19 protein-coding genes, 1 tRNA gene and 1 pseudogene are annotated in these 20,113 nt (G+C 31.5%); 2 read left to right on the top strand and 19 right to left on the bottom strand.

Annotation, left to right across the window (positions count from 1 at the left end):
- Window positions 1-117 precede the first annotated feature (117 nt).
- The 16 genes from ES044_RS12080 to ES044_RS12010 form a co-directional block, all read right to left on the bottom strand.
- Complete coding sequence (locus ES044_RS12080) at window positions 118-1,530, bottom strand: efflux transporter outer membrane subunit (protein ID WP_189663161.1); 1,413 nt, start codon at window positions 1,528-1,530, stop codon at window positions 118-120.
- A 26-nt stretch (window positions 1,531-1,556) separates the two neighbouring features.
- Complete coding sequence (locus ES044_RS12075) at window positions 1,557-4,691, bottom strand: efflux RND transporter permease subunit (RefSeq protein WP_147117772.1); 3,135 nt, start codon at window positions 4,689-4,691, stop codon at window positions 1,557-1,559.
- A gap of 164 nt (window positions 4,692-4,855) precedes the next feature.
- Window positions 4,856-5,998: an efflux RND transporter periplasmic adaptor subunit gene (locus ES044_RS12070; protein WP_147117773.1), complete on the bottom strand. Its 1,143-nt coding sequence runs from the start codon at window positions 5,996-5,998 to the stop codon at window positions 4,856-4,858.
- 12 nt (window positions 5,999-6,010) lie between these two features.
- Window positions 6,011-6,493, bottom strand: a complete 483-nt coding sequence (locus ES044_RS12065) for a GbsR/MarR family transcriptional regulator (protein ID WP_147117774.1) — start codon at window positions 6,491-6,493, stop codon at window positions 6,011-6,013.
- Between the two features lie 144 nt (window positions 6,494-6,637).
- Window positions 6,638-7,975, bottom strand: a complete 1,338-nt coding sequence (nhaA, locus tag ES044_RS12060; protein ID WP_147117775.1) for a Na+/H+ antiporter NhaA — start codon at window positions 7,973-7,975, stop codon at window positions 6,638-6,640.
- A gap of 441 nt (window positions 7,976-8,416) precedes the next feature.
- Window positions 8,417-9,223, bottom strand: a complete 807-nt coding sequence (locus ES044_RS12055) for an META domain-containing protein (protein ID WP_223269091.1) — start codon at window positions 9,221-9,223, stop codon at window positions 8,417-8,419.
- 286 nt (window positions 9,224-9,509) lie between these two features.
- A complete protein-coding gene (locus ES044_RS12050) occupies window positions 9,510-10,001 on the bottom strand; it encodes a GbsR/MarR family transcriptional regulator (protein WP_147117777.1) in 492 nt (163 codons plus the stop codon).
- A 443-nt stretch (window positions 10,002-10,444) separates the two neighbouring features.
- Window positions 10,445-10,822, bottom strand: a complete 378-nt coding sequence (locus ES044_RS12045; RefSeq protein ID WP_147117778.1) for a DoxX family membrane protein — start codon at window positions 10,820-10,822, stop codon at window positions 10,445-10,447.
- A 68-nt stretch (window positions 10,823-10,890) separates the two neighbouring features.
- Window positions 10,891-11,388 carry a GlcG/HbpS family heme-binding protein gene (locus tag ES044_RS12040; RefSeq protein WP_147117779.1) on the bottom strand — a complete coding sequence of 166 codons (498 nt, stop codon included), beginning with the start codon at window positions 11,386-11,388 and terminating at the stop codon, window positions 10,891-10,893.
- Window positions 11,389-11,453: 65 nt separating this feature from the next.
- Window positions 11,454-12,266, bottom strand: coding sequence for an MFS transporter (locus tag ES044_RS12035; RefSeq protein ID WP_262712386.1), 813 nt, complete (start codon window positions 12,264-12,266; stop codon window positions 11,454-11,456).
- Entirely contained in the window at window positions 12,251-12,619 is a 369-nt protein-coding gene (locus ES044_RS18940) for a hypothetical protein (RefSeq protein ID WP_223813555.1), read from the bottom strand. Before ES044_RS18940 ends, ES044_RS12035 begins: the two co-directional genes overlap by 16 nt.
- Before the next feature lie 2 nt (window positions 12,620-12,621).
- The gene (uraH, locus tag ES044_RS12030; RefSeq protein ID WP_147117780.1) at window positions 12,622-13,029 is read right to left on the bottom strand and encodes a hydroxyisourate hydrolase; all 408 of its coding nucleotides are present in this window, start codon (window positions 13,027-13,029) and stop codon (window positions 12,622-12,624) included.
- A 79-nt stretch (window positions 13,030-13,108) separates the two neighbouring features.
- Window positions 13,109-13,678: a Crp/Fnr family transcriptional regulator gene (locus ES044_RS12025; protein WP_147117781.1), complete on the bottom strand. Its 570-nt coding sequence runs from the start codon at window positions 13,676-13,678 to the stop codon at window positions 13,109-13,111.
- A gap of 509 nt (window positions 13,679-14,187) precedes the next feature.
- Window positions 14,188-14,264: transfer RNA gene (locus tag ES044_RS12020), tRNA-Arg, on the bottom strand.
- 57 nt (window positions 14,265-14,321) lie between these two features.
- Window positions 14,322-14,552 (bottom strand): putative signal transducing protein, encoded by a 231-nt coding sequence (locus tag ES044_RS12015; RefSeq protein WP_147117804.1) that lies wholly within the window; start codon window positions 14,550-14,552, stop codon window positions 14,322-14,324.
- A 12-nt stretch (window positions 14,553-14,564) separates the two neighbouring features.
- Window positions 14,565-14,717 carry an SsrA-binding protein gene (locus ES044_RS12010; RefSeq protein WP_147117805.1) on the bottom strand — a complete coding sequence of 51 codons (153 nt, stop codon included), beginning with the start codon at window positions 14,715-14,717 and terminating at the stop codon, window positions 14,565-14,567.
- 494 nt (window positions 14,718-15,211) lie between these two features.
- Here ES044_RS12010 and ES044_RS12005 point away from each other — a divergent pair, with 494 nt between their 5' ends.
- Window positions 15,212-16,147, top strand: a complete 936-nt coding sequence (locus ES044_RS12005) for a calcium/sodium antiporter (RefSeq protein ID WP_147117806.1) — start codon at window positions 15,212-15,214, stop codon at window positions 16,145-16,147.
- Window positions 16,148-16,170: 23 nt separating this feature from the next.
- On the opposite strand, the pseudogene ES044_RS12000 reads toward ES044_RS12005, so the two are convergent.
- A pseudogene (locus ES044_RS12000) lies at window positions 16,171-17,379 on the bottom strand (MDR family MFS transporter).
- Window positions 17,380-17,652: 273 nt separating this feature from the next.
- Here ES044_RS12000 and ES044_RS11995 point away from each other — a divergent pair.
- On the top strand, window positions 17,653-18,267 hold the full coding sequence (locus tag ES044_RS11995) for a DUF1684 domain-containing protein (protein WP_147117807.1): 615 nt from the start codon (window positions 17,653-17,655) through the stop codon (window positions 18,265-18,267).
- Window positions 18,268-18,972: 705 nt separating this feature from the next.
- Here ES044_RS11995 and ES044_RS11990 read toward each other — a convergent pair.
- The gene (locus ES044_RS11990; protein ID WP_147117808.1) at window positions 18,973-19,674 is read right to left on the bottom strand and encodes a crotonase/enoyl-CoA hydratase family protein; all 702 of its coding nucleotides are present in this window, start codon (window positions 19,672-19,674) and stop codon (window positions 18,973-18,975) included.
- A gap of 29 nt (window positions 19,675-19,703) precedes the next feature.
- The gene (locus ES044_RS11985; protein WP_147187195.1) at window positions 19,704-19,922 is read right to left on the bottom strand and encodes a hypothetical protein; all 219 of its coding nucleotides are present in this window, start codon (window positions 19,920-19,922) and stop codon (window positions 19,704-19,706) included.
- Window positions 19,923-20,113 lie beyond the last annotated feature (191 nt).

Below are 20,113 nucleotides of genomic sequence, written 5' to 3'. Positions count from 1 at the left end.
TAATTTACTTTTATGCTTTAGCCATTTTACTGTCAAAAGCTTTTGCAAGTTATTGTTTAAAAAGAATGTTTCTTTGTCGTATCGATTCATTTGTTAACGCTATTCAAAAACGTTTTCTTATTGCCAACCGCCGCCAAGTGCTTGGTATAAATCTACTACAGCTTGTAGTTGACTATTTTTTGCATTCACCAAATCTAAACTAGAGTTAAGAGCATTTTCTTCAGAGCGTAAAACCTCTAAATAATTTGCCAAACCGTTGTTTAATAATTCTTGAGAATATTGTGTAGCCAAATCATAGGCATGAAACTCTTTTTGTTTGATGTCTATTTTTTGCGATGCGGAATCGTAGGCAAACATGGCATCAGAAACCTCTTTAGAGGCATTTAAAACAGATTGCTGAAAACTTAATCTTGCTTGTTCTTGTTGTGCTTTTGAAACTTCTAATTGTGTTTTAATTTTTCTGCCGTTTAAAATAGGTTGGGTTAAACCACTTATAAAGTTAGCAAATATAGAGTTTGCGCTAAATAAGTTGTCAAAATCTAAACTTTGTAAACCTCCGCCAGCAGAAAGGGTAAGCGCAGGATAAAAATTACTGCTCGCAACATTGGTCATTTCAAAAGCATTTCTAAAACGTAATTCTGCAGCAATTACATCGGGTCTGTTGCTTAATAATTGCGCCGGAACTCCCAGTGTTAATTCAGTATTTATTTTTTGATTCTCTAAAGTAGAACGTTCAATATCTCTTGGCATATCACCCAAAAGAATGGCCATGGTGTTTTCTAAAATATGCGATTGATTTTTTAAATCGATCAAAATAGCCTGTGCAGTATATACTTGTGCTTCGGTTTGTTTTACACTTACTTCAGTTACATTTCCAGCCTTTTTTAGCGCCTTAGAAGTTTCTAAACTATTGCCTCTGGTGGTGATGGTTTTATTGGTGATAGCAATTTGTTGATCTACCGCCAATAATTGGTAATACACAGAGGCAATATTTGAAATCAATCTTGTTTTTACTGCTTGATGCGCTGCCACTGTTTGTAAATAACTTGCTTGAAAAGCACGTTTGTTACTTCTAATTTTCCCCCAAATATCTGCTTCCCAAGATACCGCTCCAGTTAATTCGTATTGATCTAAAGCACCATCAAAAAAAGAACCAAACTGACTGTTTCTTGCCAATTCTTGATGTGTATATTGCGCATTTACAGAAAAAGTAGGATAATTACCCGCTTTTCCTTGTTTAAAATAGGCTTCTGATGCGATAATTTGCTGCAAAGCAACGCGAATATCAATGTTACTTTGTAGGCCTTTTTCGATATACTGGGTTAAAACAGCATCTGTAAATAAGTCTCTCCAAGAAACATCTGCCATCGTAAGGCTGTCTTGAGAAATTTTATCGGATCTAAAATTACTTTCGTCGATATTTAATGCCGCGATTTCTGGTTTTACGTATTCTTTTGTTACAAAACACGATTGAAGCGTTAGCATACTAAAAATAACAATACTAAATTTTATAATTATTGAATTTTTCATTTCTTCTTTTTACGTTTCAAATTGAATTATTGTGCGTTTTCGTTTACAGGACTTGGTTTAGAACTCACTTTTTCTTGCAACCATTGAAAGAACATGAATAAAATAGGAATGATAAAAACTCCTAAAACGGTTCCTATCAACAAACCACCAACAGCACCAGTACCAATAGCTCTATTTCCTTCAGAGCCTACACCGGTTGCAATAACTAACGGCGTTAATCCGAAGATAAAAGCTAACGAAGTCATTAAAATAGGACGTAAACGTGCTTTTGCACCATTAATGGCGGCATCATAAATAGATTCCCCTTGTTTTCTTCTTTGTATGGCAAATTCAACAATTAAAATGGCGTTTTTTGCCAGCAAACCAATGAGCATTATCAGTGCAATTTGAAAATAGATGTTGTTTTCTAATCCGGCTAATTTTGTGGTGATAAAGGCACCAAAAACACCTAGTGGTAAGGATAATAATACGGCAAACGGAATTAAATAACTTTCATATTGTGCTGCTAATAAGAAATATACAAACAGAATTACCAAGACTAAAATATAGGTAGTTTGGTTTCCTGCAGCTAATTCTTCTCTTGTTAATCCTGAATAGGCAGTACTATAATTATTTGGTAATGTAGTTGCTACTTCTTCTAACGCAGCAATACCGTCACCAGTACTAAAACCAGGATTTAACGCACCTGTAATAGAGGTAGAGTTAAACAAATTAAATCGGTTTACAGATTGCGGCCCAAAAGAACGCTCTAAACTTACAAACTGTGTAATTGGTGCCATTTCACCAGAACCGGTTGGTACAAATAAATTACTTAAATCTTGTTTTTCTGCTCTATCACTTGGTAAAGCCTGAATGATTACTCTAAATTGTTTCCCGAATCGAGAAAAATCTGCGGCATAAATACTACCAATATATCCTTGTAATGTATTGAAAATAGTATTCACGTTCACACCGTATTCTTTTGCTAAAGGCATATTAATATCTAATTGATACTGCGGATATTTTGTACTAAAAGAAGATTGCGCATATTGAAATTCAGGTCTTTGACTTAATTTGTTGATAAAATCTTGATTTGTTTTATCTAAATCGGCAAAACTGCCTCCAGATTTATCAAGTAAATTTACCTCAATACCTGTCGAGTTCCCAAAACCCGGAATACTCGGTGGCGAAAAGAAAATAATATTGGCTTCGGGTATGGTTGCCGCAGCGCCAAATAATTGCCCAATAATAGCTTGAATGGAGGTAGCTGCTGTGGTACGTTCGCTCCAATTTTTCAGTTTGATAAATCCTAAACCGTAATTATTACCAGCCCCACTAATTAAACTTCTTCCGCTAATTAAAGTAACGCCTTCTACACCTTCAATTTTTAATATTTTTGCTCTTAGTGTTCTATTTACTTCGGCAGTTCTATCTACAGAAGCGCCAGGAGGTAATTCTGTATTTACAAATACCAAACCTCTATCTTCATCGGGTACAAAACCAGTTGGAGTAGTGGTAGAAGCGTAATAAATTCCGCCAACAGCCGCTATTAAAATTACCACGTTTATCCATTTATGTCTGTATAAAAAACCTAAAGATTGGCCGTATTTTCTAGTTAAAGCACTAAATCCGTTATTAAAAGCGTCGTAAAAACGTTGTAAATAGGTTTTCTTTTTTTCTTCATCAGAATGAGGTTTTAAAAGCAAGGCACACAGTGCAGGACTTAATGTTAACGCGTTTACTGCAGAAATAGCAATGGCTACAATTAAAGTAACCCCAAATTGCTCATAAAAAACACCGGTTGGGCCCGTTACAAAGGTTACAGGAATAAAAACGGCTGCCATAACCAAAGTAATCGAAACAATAGCACCAGAAATTTCGCTCATGGCAGTAATAGTTGCTTTTTGTACATCTTTTGCACCTTCATCAATCTTTGCATGTACGGCTTCTACCACAACAATGGCATCATCTACCACAATACCAATTGCTAAAATTAAAGCGAAAAGCGTTAGTAAGTTAATAGAATATCCGAATAAATTTAAAAAGAAAAATGTTCCAATAATCGAAACAGGAACCGCAATTGCAGGAATTAATGTAGATCTAAAATCTTGTAAGAATAAAAATACCACTAAAAAAACCAGTATAAATGCTTCAATTAAAGTGGTGGTCACTTTTTCTACGGATGCATTTAAAAATTCATTGGTATCATACGGAATTACATAATCTATCCCTTCCGGAAAATCTTTTTCTAAAGAAGCTAACGTTACTTTTATTTCTTCAATAATAGCTTGTGCATCAGAACCTTTCGTTTGAAAAATACCAAGAGCAACACTTGGGTTTCCGTTGGTATTTGCCGTTGATGAAAAGGATTGCGCATCTAATTCAATTTTGGCAACGTCTTTTAACTTTAAAAAATCACCGTTTCCTAAAGATTTTAGAATGATGTTTTCATATTGCTCTTGATTTTTATAACGACCCTCATAGGTAATCACATACGAGAAAGCTTCGCCGTTATTTTCGCCAATAGTTCCTGCTGCTGCTTCTTGACTTTGTTCGTTAATTGCCGCAGCAACATCTGCTGGTGTTAAACCATAAGCAGCCATTTTTTCTGGTTTTATCCAAATACGCATGGCATAATCTTTTGCACCAAAAACAGTTACATTACCTACGCCATTGACACGCTGAAATGCGGGAACTGCATTAATTTTTAAATAATTTTGTAAATAAGTGTCATTATAAGCAACATTTTCACTGTAAAAACTGATGTACATTAACGCACTCGTTTGTTGTTTTTCAGTTAAAACTCCAATTTGTCTTACCGCTTGAGGCAATAACGGATTTGCACGGGCAACTCTATTTTGAACGTTTACTGCCGCAATATCGGGATCTACTTCTTGATCAAAGAATACCGTAATACTTGCAGTACCATTATTTGTTGCTGTAGATTTTATATACGTCATTCCTTCTACACCATTAATTTGCTCTTCAATAGGAATGATGACACTTTCTAAAACAGTAGCAGCTGTTGCTCCAGGATAAGAGGCTGTTATTTGAATTGTTGGTGGCGCAATATCTGGGTATTGAGTTACAGAAAGCGATTGCAATCCTAAAATACCCAATATAACAATGATGATTGAGATGACTGTTGATAAAACAGGTCTCGTTATAAATACTTTTAACATGTTTGTTTTTTTAATTAATGCCAGCTTTTCTGCTGTTATTTTATGTTCGGAACTATATTTTGTACAACATCAAAAGAGATAGACACCGAAAAAATTCTCCAATTAATGTTGATATCTTTTTTAGTGTAATAGTACAATTCAGATGTTTATCGGCTAAAACGATATTATTGAAAGTCTTTTTTAATAGGAGCAGCAATACTATCAAAATCAGCTTTTTGAGGATTAATAGCCATGCCATCTCTTAATTTACCGAGACCTTTTGCAATAATGGTTTCACCTTCGGATAGTCCTTTTTCTACAAGATATAGATTGCCACTTTTCCCTTTAATTTCTATAGATTTAGAAATTGCTCGGTTTGTATTTGTAGAATCTTTTCTATAGGTGTAGATAAAACGTTTATTTTGATTTTCAAAAGTAGCGGCTTGAGGCACAACCAACACATTTTTAAAAACTGTTGGCACTTTTATAACTCCGCTATTTCCGTTGGTTAAAATTCCGTTTTCGTTATCAAATAAAGCTCTAAAAGAAATTGAGCCAGTCTGTTTGTTTACCTGTGAGTTGATGGTTTCAATAGTTCCTTTCTTTTCATACTCGCTTCCGTTTGCTAAAATTAAGATGACTTTTGGTAAATTATTAATTTTTTCTTCTTTGGATGCTCCTTCGGCATTCAAAATAAAGTCTAAATATTCTTTTTCATTCATAGAAAAATAAGCATATACTTTGCTAATGTCTGAAACTGTGGTTAAAGGCATTTGATCTGCAGCACTTACCAAAGAACCTTTTCTCAATCTAATTTCTCCAACATAACCATCTATAGGACTTGTAATAGTGCCATAGGCAATGCTTGCAACAATACTATTATAACTGCTTTTTGCTTGTTGTAATTTTGCATTTGCGCTTGCCAATTGAACTTTGCTGATGATATTTTTTTCTACCAAAGGCTTTAATTTATCAACCTCTACTTGTGCAGCATTGATGTTGGCTTTTGCCGCCGCTGCATCTTGCGTCATAGAAGCAGTTTCTAATTTAAATAAAATTTGACCTTTCTTTACTTTACGACCTTCATCAACCAATACATCTGTAATGTAACCCGTAATTTTAGCACGTACTTCACTGTTTATAATTCCCTGAATGCTTGTTGGGTATTCTGTATAAGTAGTAACTGTTTTAGTGGGTATTTGAATAACAGGTAAAGACATTGCGCTAGGTTTTGCAGATGCTGTATTTTGTGATTCCTGCTTATTTCCGCAAGAAATTAATATTGCGAATACTAAAAGTGAAAGTATATTTTGTGTTCTAATTTTCATGGAATTTTTTGCTTATAATTGTTTTTGAAATTGTTTAATTTCTTCTAATTTGCCGTTTATTTTATTTTTTAAATCTTCTAAATGTTCGTGAAATAGTAATCCCAAAGACTTTTCGTTTTTAAATTTTTCTGGATTGTGATTTTGGTTGAAATTGTTAATTTTTGAGACAACACTCAATTCTTTTTCTATCAAATAGATTTGTTGTTCCATGGTGTTCTTGATATAGAATTCAGATGTTCTAAAATATCTTTTTCTATTACCGGGTTTTGTATAATATTCTACATAATGTAATTGCAACAAAACATTTAGGTTGCTAGACACAGAACTTTTACTTGCTTGCATCTGATTTATAATATCATCGAAGCTTAAACCCTCATTAGAAGACAGTATTAATGTTGCGTAAATTCTGGCAGCTAATGCAGAAAGGTTTGCGCGTTCTTGCAATAAAGCGCCAACTTCTTCAATTAGTTTATTTTTTTCTTCTATGGATTCCAAACGGAGCTATTTTTAGTTTGATACAAAAGTATGGTTAGTTCGTTTTTTAACGAACTAATAAAGGTTAAGGATTTGTTAAGATTCAAAAAAAAATGATATTCTTTGTAGAATACCATTTTTTGATTGTTAATGTGAAGTGAGTTTTTAATCGTTCGCAATTATTGTTGATTCTTTCTCGTCAATTGCGGGCTCTTTATAACTTATTCTTAAAATAAAATAACCAATAATAGCCGCAATTAGTGAACCTAATAGAATGCCTATTTTTGCAGAACTTATATATTCTGGATTAGATGCGAATGCTAAACTAGCAATAAAAATTGCCATTGTAAAACCAATACCTGCAATAAAAGAAACACCAATAATTTGTGTAAAACTGACGTCTGACGGTATTTGAACTAAATTTAATTTATTTGCCACAAAAATAATTAACGGAATTCCTAAACCTTTACCCAAAACCAAACACAAAATAATATTAATAACAAGCGGAACTTCTATGGCAACAGAACTATCAATCAAAACACCTGCATTGGCAAGTGCAAAAATGGGGATGATAAAATAAGCAACCCAACCATGTAAACCATGCTCTAGATGTTGCAAAGGCGATTGAAACTTTTTACTCCAGCTTTCTAAATCGTCCATGGCTTCTATTTGTTCTTTGGATAAAATAGGTTTTCTAATAACACTTGCATTTTTAATGTCTTTAAAAATGCTATCTAATTGTTCTATAAAAGGTGTTGTGTCTAATTTTTGGCGTATTGGCACAGAAAATGCTAATAAAATTCCGGCAACTGTTGGATGAACGCCCGATTTTAAGAACAGTAACCAAACAATAATTCCCACAAAAAACAAAACAAATTTTGAGTAATAACCTCTGTAAGACAAGAAGTATAAAACACCTAATAACCCCAAAGCAACTAATAATAATGTTGTTTTAATGGCGCCACTATAAAAAACGGCAATCACTAAAACTGCCTCAATATCATCTACAATTGCAAATGCAATTAGAAATATTTTTAAACTTAAGGGTACTCGTTTTCCTAATGAATTTAACACAGCTAATGAAAAGGCAATATCTGTTGCCATAGGAATTCCCCAACCCTTAAAAGTAGCTGGATTCTGATTTAAAAGCATAAATAAAGCAACAGGAGCAATCACACCGCCTAAAGCACCAAATAATGGAAAGGCTAGTTTTTTCATGGAGTTTAACTCGCCAATTAATACTTCTCTCTTTATTTCTAAACCAATTAGAAAAAAGAAAATAGCCATTAAACCATCATTAATCCATAGTATTAGTGGTTTTTTAAGTTCAAAATTTTCGCTAGAAATTCCTATTTTGTACTCCCAAAGGGCCGCGTAAGAATCACCAAAAGCAGAATTTGCCCAGATTAAAGCAATGATTGTACTTAATAATAATAGAATTCCACTAAAACCTTCAATTTTGATGAATTTTTGAAAAGGGGTAAGCAATATTTTTTGAATCATACGTTTTAGGTAATTTGATAACTTGTAAATATAAGAATTGAAGTTTTATAAAATTAGAATATAAAATTATATTAAGAAATTTATAACACTTTTGGTTCTGTTTAATTGAGATTAATAGTCTTAATTAAACTTAAAAACACAAAATATTCATTTTAGAAACAAAAGTACAGCACACATTTTATCTTTTAGTTTTCAGAATTTAATTTAGTAAACCATCAATACTTTTTTTATTGATTTTTTGTCGATTGGGTTGCAAGACTTGGCTCTATAGCAACTGTTTTTTTGTTTTTCAATTTTTACCATCAACTTTTAAAAAAAAGAATTAGAAAATTTATTGAGCCTAGTGCAGCAATAAAAAAGTATTCTGAATGAAATTATGTTTATTTTCGGAGTAAATAAGTTCAATAAGAACTTTAATTTTGGGCTATTTTATTTTCAATATTATTTCATATAAATAGCTTCGAAAATACCCAAAGGTACTCTTTTACCATTGTTTAAAGAAAGCATATTATTTGTAACTGTATAGTTGTCTGCTAATTCAAAAACTTTTAGTAAATTAGATTCGTGTACAGCAAGATCAGGACATAGCATTAAGGTTGTTGCCATATTTTTAAAACGAATGCTATTTCCTTTTTCTAAAAGATATTTGCCAGAAATTGAATTACAACCCGTAAAACCAGTCACACGTTTCTCTCCTGTTTTTAGCATAAAATAGATTTCACGCTCCTGGTTTGCCATTGTTATCTCTGTACCTTTTAAAGTTTTTAGTTTCCAATGTTTTTCTACGATAGAAATTTGATTGTTCATGGTTGCCTTTTTAAAAGTTGTTAAAGGCGTTAACTTTGCATTATTTAAAGCTAATTCCCCATTGATAACAGCAAAGCTGTTCGCGGTATTAAAAATTTCTACAATTTTAGATTCATTAATTTTAGTAGTAGAACACATTATTTTTGTAGACGTTATTTGAGAAAAAGAAATGCTGTTTCCTTTCTCTAATATATACGTTCCCGTAAATGTATTGCAACCAGAATTTCCATGAATTCTATTCGTTTTTGAATTTAAAGTAAAATAAATTTCTTGGCTATTTACTTTGTGAACTGCTATGGCATCGCCCTCTAATTTGGTGAGAATCCATTTACTGTTCTCAATCATTGTCTCTGCAGTTGTATTGTTGGTTTCAGTTGTGCTTGTTGCGTTGTTCTTTGCTTTTTTTTCAGTGGTACAACCCAAGACTGATAAAATGATCATTGAGAATAAAAATATTTTAGTTTTCATAAATTTTTTGTTGCCCGTTCTTCGAAAACAAATATAGTGTTAGTTCGTATTTAGGCGAACTTAAATCAATAAAAGTATTGTTAAAGTTGAACTAATCTTGCTTTATGAGCAGAATCTGTTTCAGTATTTAGCAGAATCTCGGGGTTAATTCATCGATGCTATGCGTTGTAATCTGAAAAGGATATTTTTGTAATTCTCCGATAATGCTGTGCTGATGTTGTTCATTTTATGAAACTTAATGGGTTTTAAGAGTATTCTCTTAAATATCAGTATCCTGAAAATCAGACATCTTTTGAATCGTTTCTGCTACTAATTTTTCTTTTTTTAGAAGATATTCTTCATAAATAACTCCTAAATATTTTTCGTTGATAAATTTTTCTGGATGGTATTTTTTATTGAAGGCATTAATTTTTTCTAACATTAATCTTTCACTATCAATCTCATGAAGGTATATTTCTAATGCGATAATTGTTGAGTATTTGGCAATTTTAAAATATCGTTTTCTATCGCCAGATTTTGTTAAAAAAGAAATATAACCTAGTTGAAGCAATACATTAATATTTACCGAAATAGAACTTTTACTCGCTTTTACGGCTTCTCTAATGTCATCAAAAGTGATGCCTTCATAAGAAGATAAAATTAATAACGCATAAATTCTTGATGCTAGCGGAGATAAACGAAGTCTTTCTTCTAAACTTACACCAATATATTCTATCAGTATTTTTTGTTCTTTATCCTTCAATACATTCATGCCTTAAATTTAAAGTACAATAATACGTTTTAGTTCGCCTATAACCGAACTTCGAGTATTAAAATTCTCATAATTTAGAATTATTTGTGTTTTGTTTCTGACTTAAAATAGGATTTACCGTTAGATTTCGCAATAAAATTAGGCTTTAGCGTAACTTAAGATAAGAATTCTGCAAATACAACCAACAAGTGTGCTTCTGTTTTTTAAACTTCATTTGGTTGGAGATTATAAAAACCTAATTCTTAAATGTCGTTTATAAATTGAATTCAATACGTGTAATTGTCGATTTAATTTTATAATATAAAGTATCTTAACGTTTGTCTATTTTGAGCTTGTTTGGGTTTTTAAATAGGATGATCGTATTTTTCGATAAGCTCAAAAAAGACATTTTGGTTTAATTTTTTTACGCCTTTAGAAAGTTAAGGTGGTATTCTAAAAGAGTTTTATACAGCTGTGAGTAAAGTATTATATTTTTTTCTGTAAGCATATAGAAAAATGATATTTAAAACTAATAAGACCAATGCACCATAAATTTTTGCTGGGTCAAGAGACAAATGAAATAATACTGCATTTATAGAAACACTCATTAAAATTAAAGCCATTAATGCGCCGAATTTATTAAAAATAAATGCCAAGCCAGCAGTAACTTCTACAACACCAACTAATTGCATTGCATAGGTAGATAAAAGATTCTGAAAATAGGCGTTTGCTTCTGGAGCCATTTCAGGAAACGGAATGTAATTAAGGAAATGATCTAGACCAAAAAAGACTAAAAAAATGCCAAAAAAGATACGAAGAAATAAAAATAGTTTAGCGTTCATTTTAAGTTTTGTTATACGTTGTAATGATATATTATTTTTTACCAGGATTGGTTTAAAAGAGTGTAACTTTATTTGGTAATCGAATCGCTTAAACCTAGAATGGCTTGGAGTGCAATATTGTGGTCGTTTTTACTACCGTCACATCCAGAAACTCCGATGCTATCAATAAGTTGTCCGTTTTTATAGATAGGAACACCACCACCTAATAATAAAAGTTCAGGAAGTATGTTTAAGCTTTTTGCATCATTGCTATTTGCTGCTTTTTTAAATAGCTCAAAATATGCGGTTTTAGTCGATAGCGATGTATATGCTTTTTTGTGAGAAGCCTTTGTATTGTGCAAACCTACGTGATTTGCTTTTATCAATAAAAGAGCAATTTCTGAAGAATTTAGCACAGCTACAGAAATGTTTTTGTCTATTATTTGAGCTTTTAAATCGGCTTTATGTGTTAAGTTTAAAGCTTCTTTCTGATGTAAACTATACAAGTTGCTTCTATCTTGTGCATATAAGGTAAGCATGCTAATCAGACCGAATAAAAGATTTACAGGATAATTAAATATTTTCATGAATTTGATAATTATATTTAGCGATTTTACTTTTGAAATAGAACCTGCGAAAGTCCTTTCATACTTTAAGAAAAATTCTTTCTATTAAAAATAAGTTGAATACCAATAATTAAAATTGAAAACAATATTCCTAAAGAAGCAACACCAGTCCATTTAAAATGTTCCCATAGAATCGCTCCTAAACTAGTACCGAGTGCACCACCAATAAAAAAGCCAACCATATAAATGGTATTTACTCTATTTCTGGCATCTTCATTTTTAGAAAAAATAATATTTTGATTGGTGATGTGCAAAGCCTGCAAACCTAAATCGACCAGAATAACACCAATAGCAATACCTACTAAAGAGTTTGCTGAAATCAGAAATACAAACCAAGAAAATAACAACAAAAGGGCAGAAAAAATAATGATTTTGTTCTTATTCATTTTGTTGTTTAGCTTGCCAACAACCGTTGCGCCCAACGCACCAATAATTCCGAATAAACCGAAAGCGCCCGTAACACTGCTGCCGTAATTAAAGTTTTCTTCCATTAAAAAAACCAAAGTAGTCCAGAATGCACACAAACCGGCAAAAGCTAAAGCACTCTTTACAGTTGCCAATCTTAAGGAGGGTTCTTTTTTAAAATAATACCACAAAGAGCGCATTAAACTGCCATAACTTCCCTTATACTCTGGGGTTAGTTTAGGTAATTTAAACATTAATACCACAAATAAAAGAAGCATTAAACCAGTGGCTACAAAATACATGGTTCGCCAACCATAAATTTCTCCTACAAAACCACTTATAATTCTGCTTCCTAAAATTCCGATTAATAAACCACTCATAACAATACCAATAGACCGACCTCTATTTTCAGAATTACTTAATTGTGCAGCCATTGGTACAAATAATTGCGGAATTGCCGACGTAAAGCCACAAAAAAACTACTTATAATTAATAATAGTAGCGAGTTTGAGAACGCCGTTGCAAGCAAAGCCATCAGCATTAAAACAAAATCGTATTGTAAAATATTATGATTTGATATTTTATCACCCAAGGGAATAATAAATAATAAGCCGAATGCATAGCCTAATTGTGTAAAAAGGGCAACGTTGCTAACAGCAGATTCAGAAACGTTAAACTCTACCGAAATAAGGTGCAAAAGTGGCTGGCTATAGTATAAATTTGCGACAACCAAGCCAGCAGTAATGCTCATTAAATACAAGAGCGGGTTAGATAGTGTTGGTTTCATAATTAACTTCCTCTATAGGTTGAATATCCGAAGGCCGATAGTGTAATAGGAACGTGAAAATGATTTTTACCTTCTAATTTAAAAACGACTTCTATAAAAGGATAAAAAGTTTTTATCTTCTTACTTTTAAAATAATCTTCGGTATAAAATGTAAAACGATACATACCTTCATTGTTCTTTTTTGATGATAGAAAATCACCAATTCGGCCATCTTCGTTTGTTCTTTTTTCTGCAACAAAGTGCCAAACATTCTTTTTGCTATCTAATTTTTCTAACTTAATTTTCACATCTTTAGCCGGTAATCCTTCAGATACATCTAAAATATGTGTTGATAATTGATACTCTTTAAGTTGCGAAAACCCGAAACTTGTAATTAATATAAGGAGCATTGTAAAGATTCTTTTTTTCATTTTTTTTATAGGATTGTTTCTATGGATGACAAAATTAATGCTGAAAAGGAAATTGAATGTTGTTCTATGTCAACGTTTTTTATAATTTCTTTTTTACACGACTTAAGGTAGAAGGAGAGATGCCTAAATAAGAAGCCGCCATTTTATTAGAAACTCTTAAAAGGAGATTAGGTTGATTTTGAATAAGCCATTGCACTTTTTCTAAAGCATCAAAACCTTGAAAGCCATAAATCCTTTTTTGAGCTGTTATAAAACCTAATTCTAGAATTTCTCTATATATTTTATCGAATTCTGAATAGGTATTTACTAATGTATAAAAGTCATTTCTTGAAATGATAAGCAAGTCAGAGGCCTCAATAGTTTGTAAATATTCTAAAGCAGGCTGCTGATCAATAAAACTAGGAAGCGCGGTGCAAAACATATTCTCAAAAGCAAAATAACGAGAGGTTTCAAGACCTTCTTTGTTCACTGTAAATAAACGGATAGCGCCTTTGTTGATAAAATAGTAGTCTTCGCAAATATCGTAATAGTTGATTAAAATTTGATTTCGTTTGGTTTTTTGAGTTGTGAAATGACCGCAAATAAAATCGATATCTGATGCCTGTAAATTTGTTTTTTGTGTGATGTAGGTCTTTAAATCTCTAAACATTGTATAGAAAGTGAATGCGTTTTATGCAGGGGTAAAGATACCATACAATAGGACTTATTAATTTGTTAAAATAAATTTAAAGTAGCTATTTTTTGAGCTGCTAAAAATTGATTTTTAGATAGGTGTTTAGTTGATGAAAGAGCTTGGTAAAACGCTGTGTTGTCTTATAATTTTTGTTTTTAAGACGTAAGGATTTTACAACAGAAAATAAAAGTATGTGGTTAAGTGATTAAGTTTGAAGGAATATCAAAATAGCAATTTTTAGAACTTTAAAAAATTAAATAAGTAAGAACTATTATGTGTAGCACAAAATAGAAATACCATAAAAGAGGTTTTTTTATGGTTGGATGCTTTTTCTTGCGGATGTTTCTTTGATTTTTTGACCTTGATCTATAGAAAAACGTCTTGTTTTTAGCCTATAAAAGAAGTTTAAAATAAAATAATTAGGCAAATTTTAAGCAAATTAAAAAACCAGTATTTACAAAAACGTTGTAAAGTACTGGTTTTATTGGTGACCATGGCTGGATTCAAACCAGCAACCTCTTGAGCCGTAATCAAGTGCGCTATTCAGTTGCGCCACATGGCCTTTAAGCGGGTGCAAATATAGTAGCATTTTTTTAAACTAGAAAGGCTTATGTTCTTTTTATGCGTTTATTTTTTCTTTGTAGGCAATCAAAATATTTTCTGCAACTGTTGCGTCTGTTTTTAAGACATGAATTTCTACCGAAGTAGATTGCTCTCCGTAACCGCCTAACCGAGCAGATTCGAACTTGTCTTTAATAATGTAATGCACATTTTCTGCCTCAAGCATATTTTTTAAACCTGTAATAATAATATTAGATTCTGTAAATAATTTCACGTATTCATTGATCATAGTTTTCTGTTTTTAATTTAGTGAGTGCATGGTTACAAAAGCGCGCCAACCAATAATGGCTAATTGAAGTTTAGATGCTTTAGAAATATCTAATTCCTTTTTGGTAAAAGAAGGCAAAACCAACTTATTAATTTTGGCTAGTATTTTAAAAATCTGTTTCTTCATTTTAAAATGATTGATATTCAAATTTAAGAAAAAATAAACAATTTCGTCTTTTTCGGGGCTATTGTTTTTACGATACATCAAAAAACAAAAGCACACAGCATTTCTGAAATGGTTTGAATACATTTTAATGCAACAAGCATTATCATAATAGTTTTAAAGAGATTGTAACTAAAATTAATTTTGGTTTTGTTTTAAAGAGGGTATGTTTGAACTTTACGAACCAAATGCTATAGAAACTTTTTTTGAATTGATTAAATATAGAGAACCATAAAAGTAGATTCAGTTTTAAAATGTAATAAATAGAAGGGTATATCGGCTATAAATTACAACTTTAACCGATGTAATGTGCTCTAATTATTAACAGCTAAAGAGTTTGTTTTTTGATTTTAACAACAGAAATAAAAACACGTGATGGAACAAACTATATCAGTGCTTTTCATTTATAATTTTCTTCATAAAGTGATAAAAATGTATCTTTACAGAAAATAAATGGAATGAATTTTATACTGATTATAGGTGGTTTAATTTTATTGGTTTTCGGCGGAAATTGGCTGCTAAAATCGGCGGTTGCGTTATCGTTAAAATTAAATATTTCTAAAGTTGTTATCGGTATGACGGTAGTGTCTTTTGCAACGTCAGCCCCTGAACTTATTGTAAGTATAAATGCAGCTTTAAATGGCTCGTCAGATTTGGCACTTGGTAATGTAATTGGTTCTAATATTGCAAATATAGGATTGGTTTTAGGAATTACGTTACTTTTAGGCAGCATGACTGTAGAAAAATCATTCTATAAAATTGATTGGCCAGTAATGATGATTGCCTCTGTATTGGTCTTTTTCTTTTTATCAAACGATAAAATAATAGTGAGATATGAAGGGATTATTTTACTCTCTTTTTTAGTGATTTTCTTAATTTATCTTTTACGGTTTCAGAAAAACACAGATATAGAAGAACCGTTAGAAGGCGGCGAAGTACCACTAACCGTTTCTAAAACTATTTTCTTTTTTATTTTAGGCGGCGCAGGGCTTTACGGTGGTTCAGAATTATTGATAAGAGGCGCAACTTCTTTAGCAACAGAATTTGGTGTTACAGAGCGTGTTATTGGTGTTACAGTAGTTTCTATTGGTACTAGTGTGCCAGAATTGGCAGCTTCTATCATTGCAATTATTAAAAAAGAAAAAGCAATTTCGTTAGGAAATTTAATAGGCTCTAACATTTTTAATATTTTAGCAGTCATTGGTATTACTTCTATAATTACGCCAATTTCCCTTTCGGATGAAAGATTACTAACTAGCGATATTTTTTGGATGTTAGGAATTTCATTTATAATTTTACCACTCGTTTTAATGCCAAAAAAATATGTTCTTAACTGGAAAGCAGGTGGCTTCCTGTTGCTTGCATATTGCGCTTTTATATATATGACACTTTAAAGTTTTCTGAATGCTACTTTAATTTATGCAACTTTTTCTTGTTTAAGCATTCGTGTCAATAAAAATAAAATGACCACGCCAAGCAGCGCAAAAAGTGTGATGACATTCCAGGTAAATTCAAAACCAAAGGCAGCAATCATTTGCATGCCTATAGTATGACTAAAAATATGGGACAATGAAAATGCAATCGAATACAAAGCCATATATTCTCCTTGATTTCCTTTTTTTGCGCGATCTACAGCAAAGGCATTAGAAAACGGAAAAGCAATCATTTCACCAACCGTCATTAAGAAAATGCCAATCATTAAAATACCAATCTAAGAAGACATATTTAAAACAACAAAACTTATGGCCACTAAAAATAAGCCAATAGCCACTAGTTTTATTTTCGAATTCTTCGGATTTTCTAACCATTTTATCAACGGCATTTCAAAAACAAAAATAAAAAATCCGTTAAAGCCCATCAGCAAACCAATTTCTAATTCAGACAAAAACCAAACGTCTTTATAATACAAAGGCATGGTAGAAAAATATTGTAAAAACACAAAACCAAAGATAAACATTGCTATAAAAAAGATCCAAAAAGGTTTGTCTTTATAAGCAGAAATAGGGTTTGTAACTTTTACTTCATCTTGTATTTTTGCTTTCTTCGGATGTAAAACTTGCAATAATAAAACAGCCGCTAAAGCACAAGTTACGCCATCTACCCAGAATAAAGCTTGGTAGTCAATGCCCGTAATAATGAGACCACCAACTGCCGGCCCAGCAGAAAAACCTAAATTAATTGCCAAGCGAATTAAAGTTACAGATCTTGTTTTGTTTTCTGGTTTGCTATACGCACTTAAAGCTACAAACATGGCGGGTCTAAAGGCATCGGCAACGAACATTACTAAAAAAATACCTGCGCAAAATCCTTTAAAAGTGCTTACATATTGCAGCAGAACAAAGAAAATTCCTGTTAAAATTAAACTCACAAACATCACTTTGTAGTAGCCAATTTTATCAGTTAATTTTCCTCCAATCCAAGTTCCTACCACAGATCCTAATCCGAAAAAAGACATAATCCAACCAATATCCGGAATCGAAAAATCTAGGTTTTTATTTAAATATAAAGACAAAAACGGAATTACCATTGTACCTGCTCTATTGACAAGTGTAATAAGTGCTAGCCACCAAACTTCTGCAGAAAGACCTTTAAACGTGTTGATATAATTTTTAACTATTTTTTTCATTTTTGTTGATTTTAAGAAATACGAAAGCCATTTTAGTGTCACAATAGCTAGTCAATAGTTTTTAAAATTGTGTTATTTTAAAGCAAAAGTCCGACTATGAAGTCGGACTTTTTACATGATTTTAATAATATTTAGAGCGTATTAATTGATATAAGCAAATGTGACTTTGCTGAAATATGTTGAAATTATGCTCATTTTTATTTTTTCTTATGGAGGATATAAAGCTACATAAAATAGTTGAATGTTGTATTTTTGCAATATTAAATTTACGGCATGAAATTTTTAACGATACTTTCTTTTTTATTTTTATTGAGTTCTTGTAACTCCCAGTATAAAAGAGCTTTAGTGGGCGATACCGAGTATCAACGGCATTTAAATGCAAGTTTTAAAGACGCATCAAAATCACCCTTAAAAAAGAAAGATTTAAAGAATTTTAAAGGGTTAGATTTTTTCCCTGTAGATTCTACTTTTATCGCAATAGCAAAATTAATAAAAACAGAAAATGCAATTACTTTTTCAATGGCAACTAATACCGAAAGAAAAGCGTTGTACAAAGAATACGGAGTTTTAAAATTCAGTTTAAAAGAAAAAGATTTTGAGCTAACTATTTATCAAAGTCAAGAAGAGTTAGAAGACGAGAAATATAAAGATGATTTATATTTGGCTTTTACAGATAATACTTCTGGAAAGGAGTCTTATGGTGCAGGGCGTTATTTAGATATTAAGACAACTGATGAACAACCGAACGGAACAATATTGTTGAACTTTAACAATACCTTTAATCCTTATTGTGCTTATAATGAATTGTTTTCATGTCCGTTAACTCCTAGAAAAAATCATTTAGATACTAAAATTACTGCGGGAATTAAGGATTTTTTGAAGGAGTAGTTTTATAAACTATTTCGAGATTTCTAAATTGGAATTTTATAATTCATAGTAAGGTTATCACTTTGAAATTTCAAACTTTACTATTCTTAACGAACAAACTTTAGTATGGATACTTGCTATTTACTTAATTTTAATTCATTCTTGAACGATAAAAGACTCAATGCTGCTCTGCTTTTAGAACCAAGACTTAATCCTAACTATCTGACAAACAAATATAACTTGAAATAAAATTGTCTACTTTATCTTCATTGAATTATTCTCAAAAAAGCAAGGGGTCATTTAAAAAATTTGTAGAATCCTTTATTTTAGTAGGGTTTATCAAATTAAAAATATTTTTAATCGGACACTAATGTTTTCAATTAATTAATAGCTATTTTTAAATATCAAAAACGAGTTATTCAGCCAGTTCTACTTTAGGAGAAATGACAGAATGTGAACTCCAAAATTATACAACTTTATGTGATTTCTACTTCTAGTCGAAAAGACAAAACCGTTTGGAAAACAAAATCGGTGTTATAACCAAAAACTGTATGCTTAATAAAATTGCAAAAAGATATATTGAATTTTAAAAAAGTAAAACCATAAAAACCTGTCGCTTAAATCCAAAAATAATCACATAAGGATGAATACATTAAGTACTACAACTTTATGTGATTTTTCGTTTTGTATGAAAATAATAAAGGGTATTTAAAACAACATAATTGATTAAGAATCGATAGAAATTTCTCCAGCTAAATCTAACTCAATCGCTTCTGTTAATGCATCTAAATGAGGTTTTCTAACCTTTAATTTTGTTGCCGCGTGTGCTTTTTTATTCAGTTTTGTAAACATCTCTGCAACTTTAATGGCAGTTGGTAGTAAATGATCTTCAGGCACAATCATATCTAAAAAACCAGCTTTTAGCGCATCTTTAGAACTAAAAATTTCTGCATTGTTTACACTTCTGTTGAGGTATACTTCAGATAAACGAGATTTTGCAATCGCAATTCCTGCATTGTGCATGGTCATGCCAATCATTACTTCATTTAAACCGATTTTAAAATCGCCTTCTACACCAATTCTATAATCAGCAGATAGCAGTAAAAACGCTCCTTTTGCAATTGCGTGACCATTACAAGCAATAATAATTGGTTTTGAAAAAGACAACATTCTATGTGATAATTTAGAACCTTTTGTTACCAGTTCTTTAGCAGATTCTGGCGACTTTGTCATTACTTTTAAATCAAACCCTCCAGAAAAAATACCAGAAGTTCCTGTTAAAATCACAATTTTATCCTCTTGTTCTGCTTTGTCTAAACTTTCGTTTAAACCCGCAACAACTTCATGAGAAATAGCATTGGCTTTCCCATTGTTGATGGTAATAATTGCGTAATTTTCTTCTGATTGATAGCTTACAAATTCGTTCATATTGTTATTTTTTTGACTAAAATTTAAGTTTAATTAATTTCTTGTATGTTGCTACTGATTCTTTTTCTTAAAAGCACATAAGGTAAAAATAGTAATGGCATTATTATAAATATACTTACAGAAATGTCGTCAAGTTGCTTTGCAGCTATTAATGCCCCAATAATAACGCCATTTAAAAAGAGACAAAAAGTTACTGCTAGAATTGCCTTTTTGTGAAAGATTAATTTACCGATTTGTATCGATTTCATAGGTTTTATTTTTATTATAACCTTAACTCCGCAGGTCTCAATTCAAAAGAAACGGAAAGTCCTTTAAAAATAGTAGTTACAAGACTTTTCCATCTCAATAATTTTCACCAACTTGGGTGAAAACCCTGACAGGTGAAAATTACAACAACTACAGAAAATATTAGTGCTTACGGCGGATTAAATTTTATATC

The organism is Polaribacter sp. IC066 (assembly GCF_007997085.1).
Taxonomy (GTDB): domain Bacteria; phylum Bacteroidota; class Bacteroidia; order Flavobacteriales; family Flavobacteriaceae; genus Polaribacter.
This window is presented reverse-complemented; position numbering and strand designations above follow the sequence as displayed.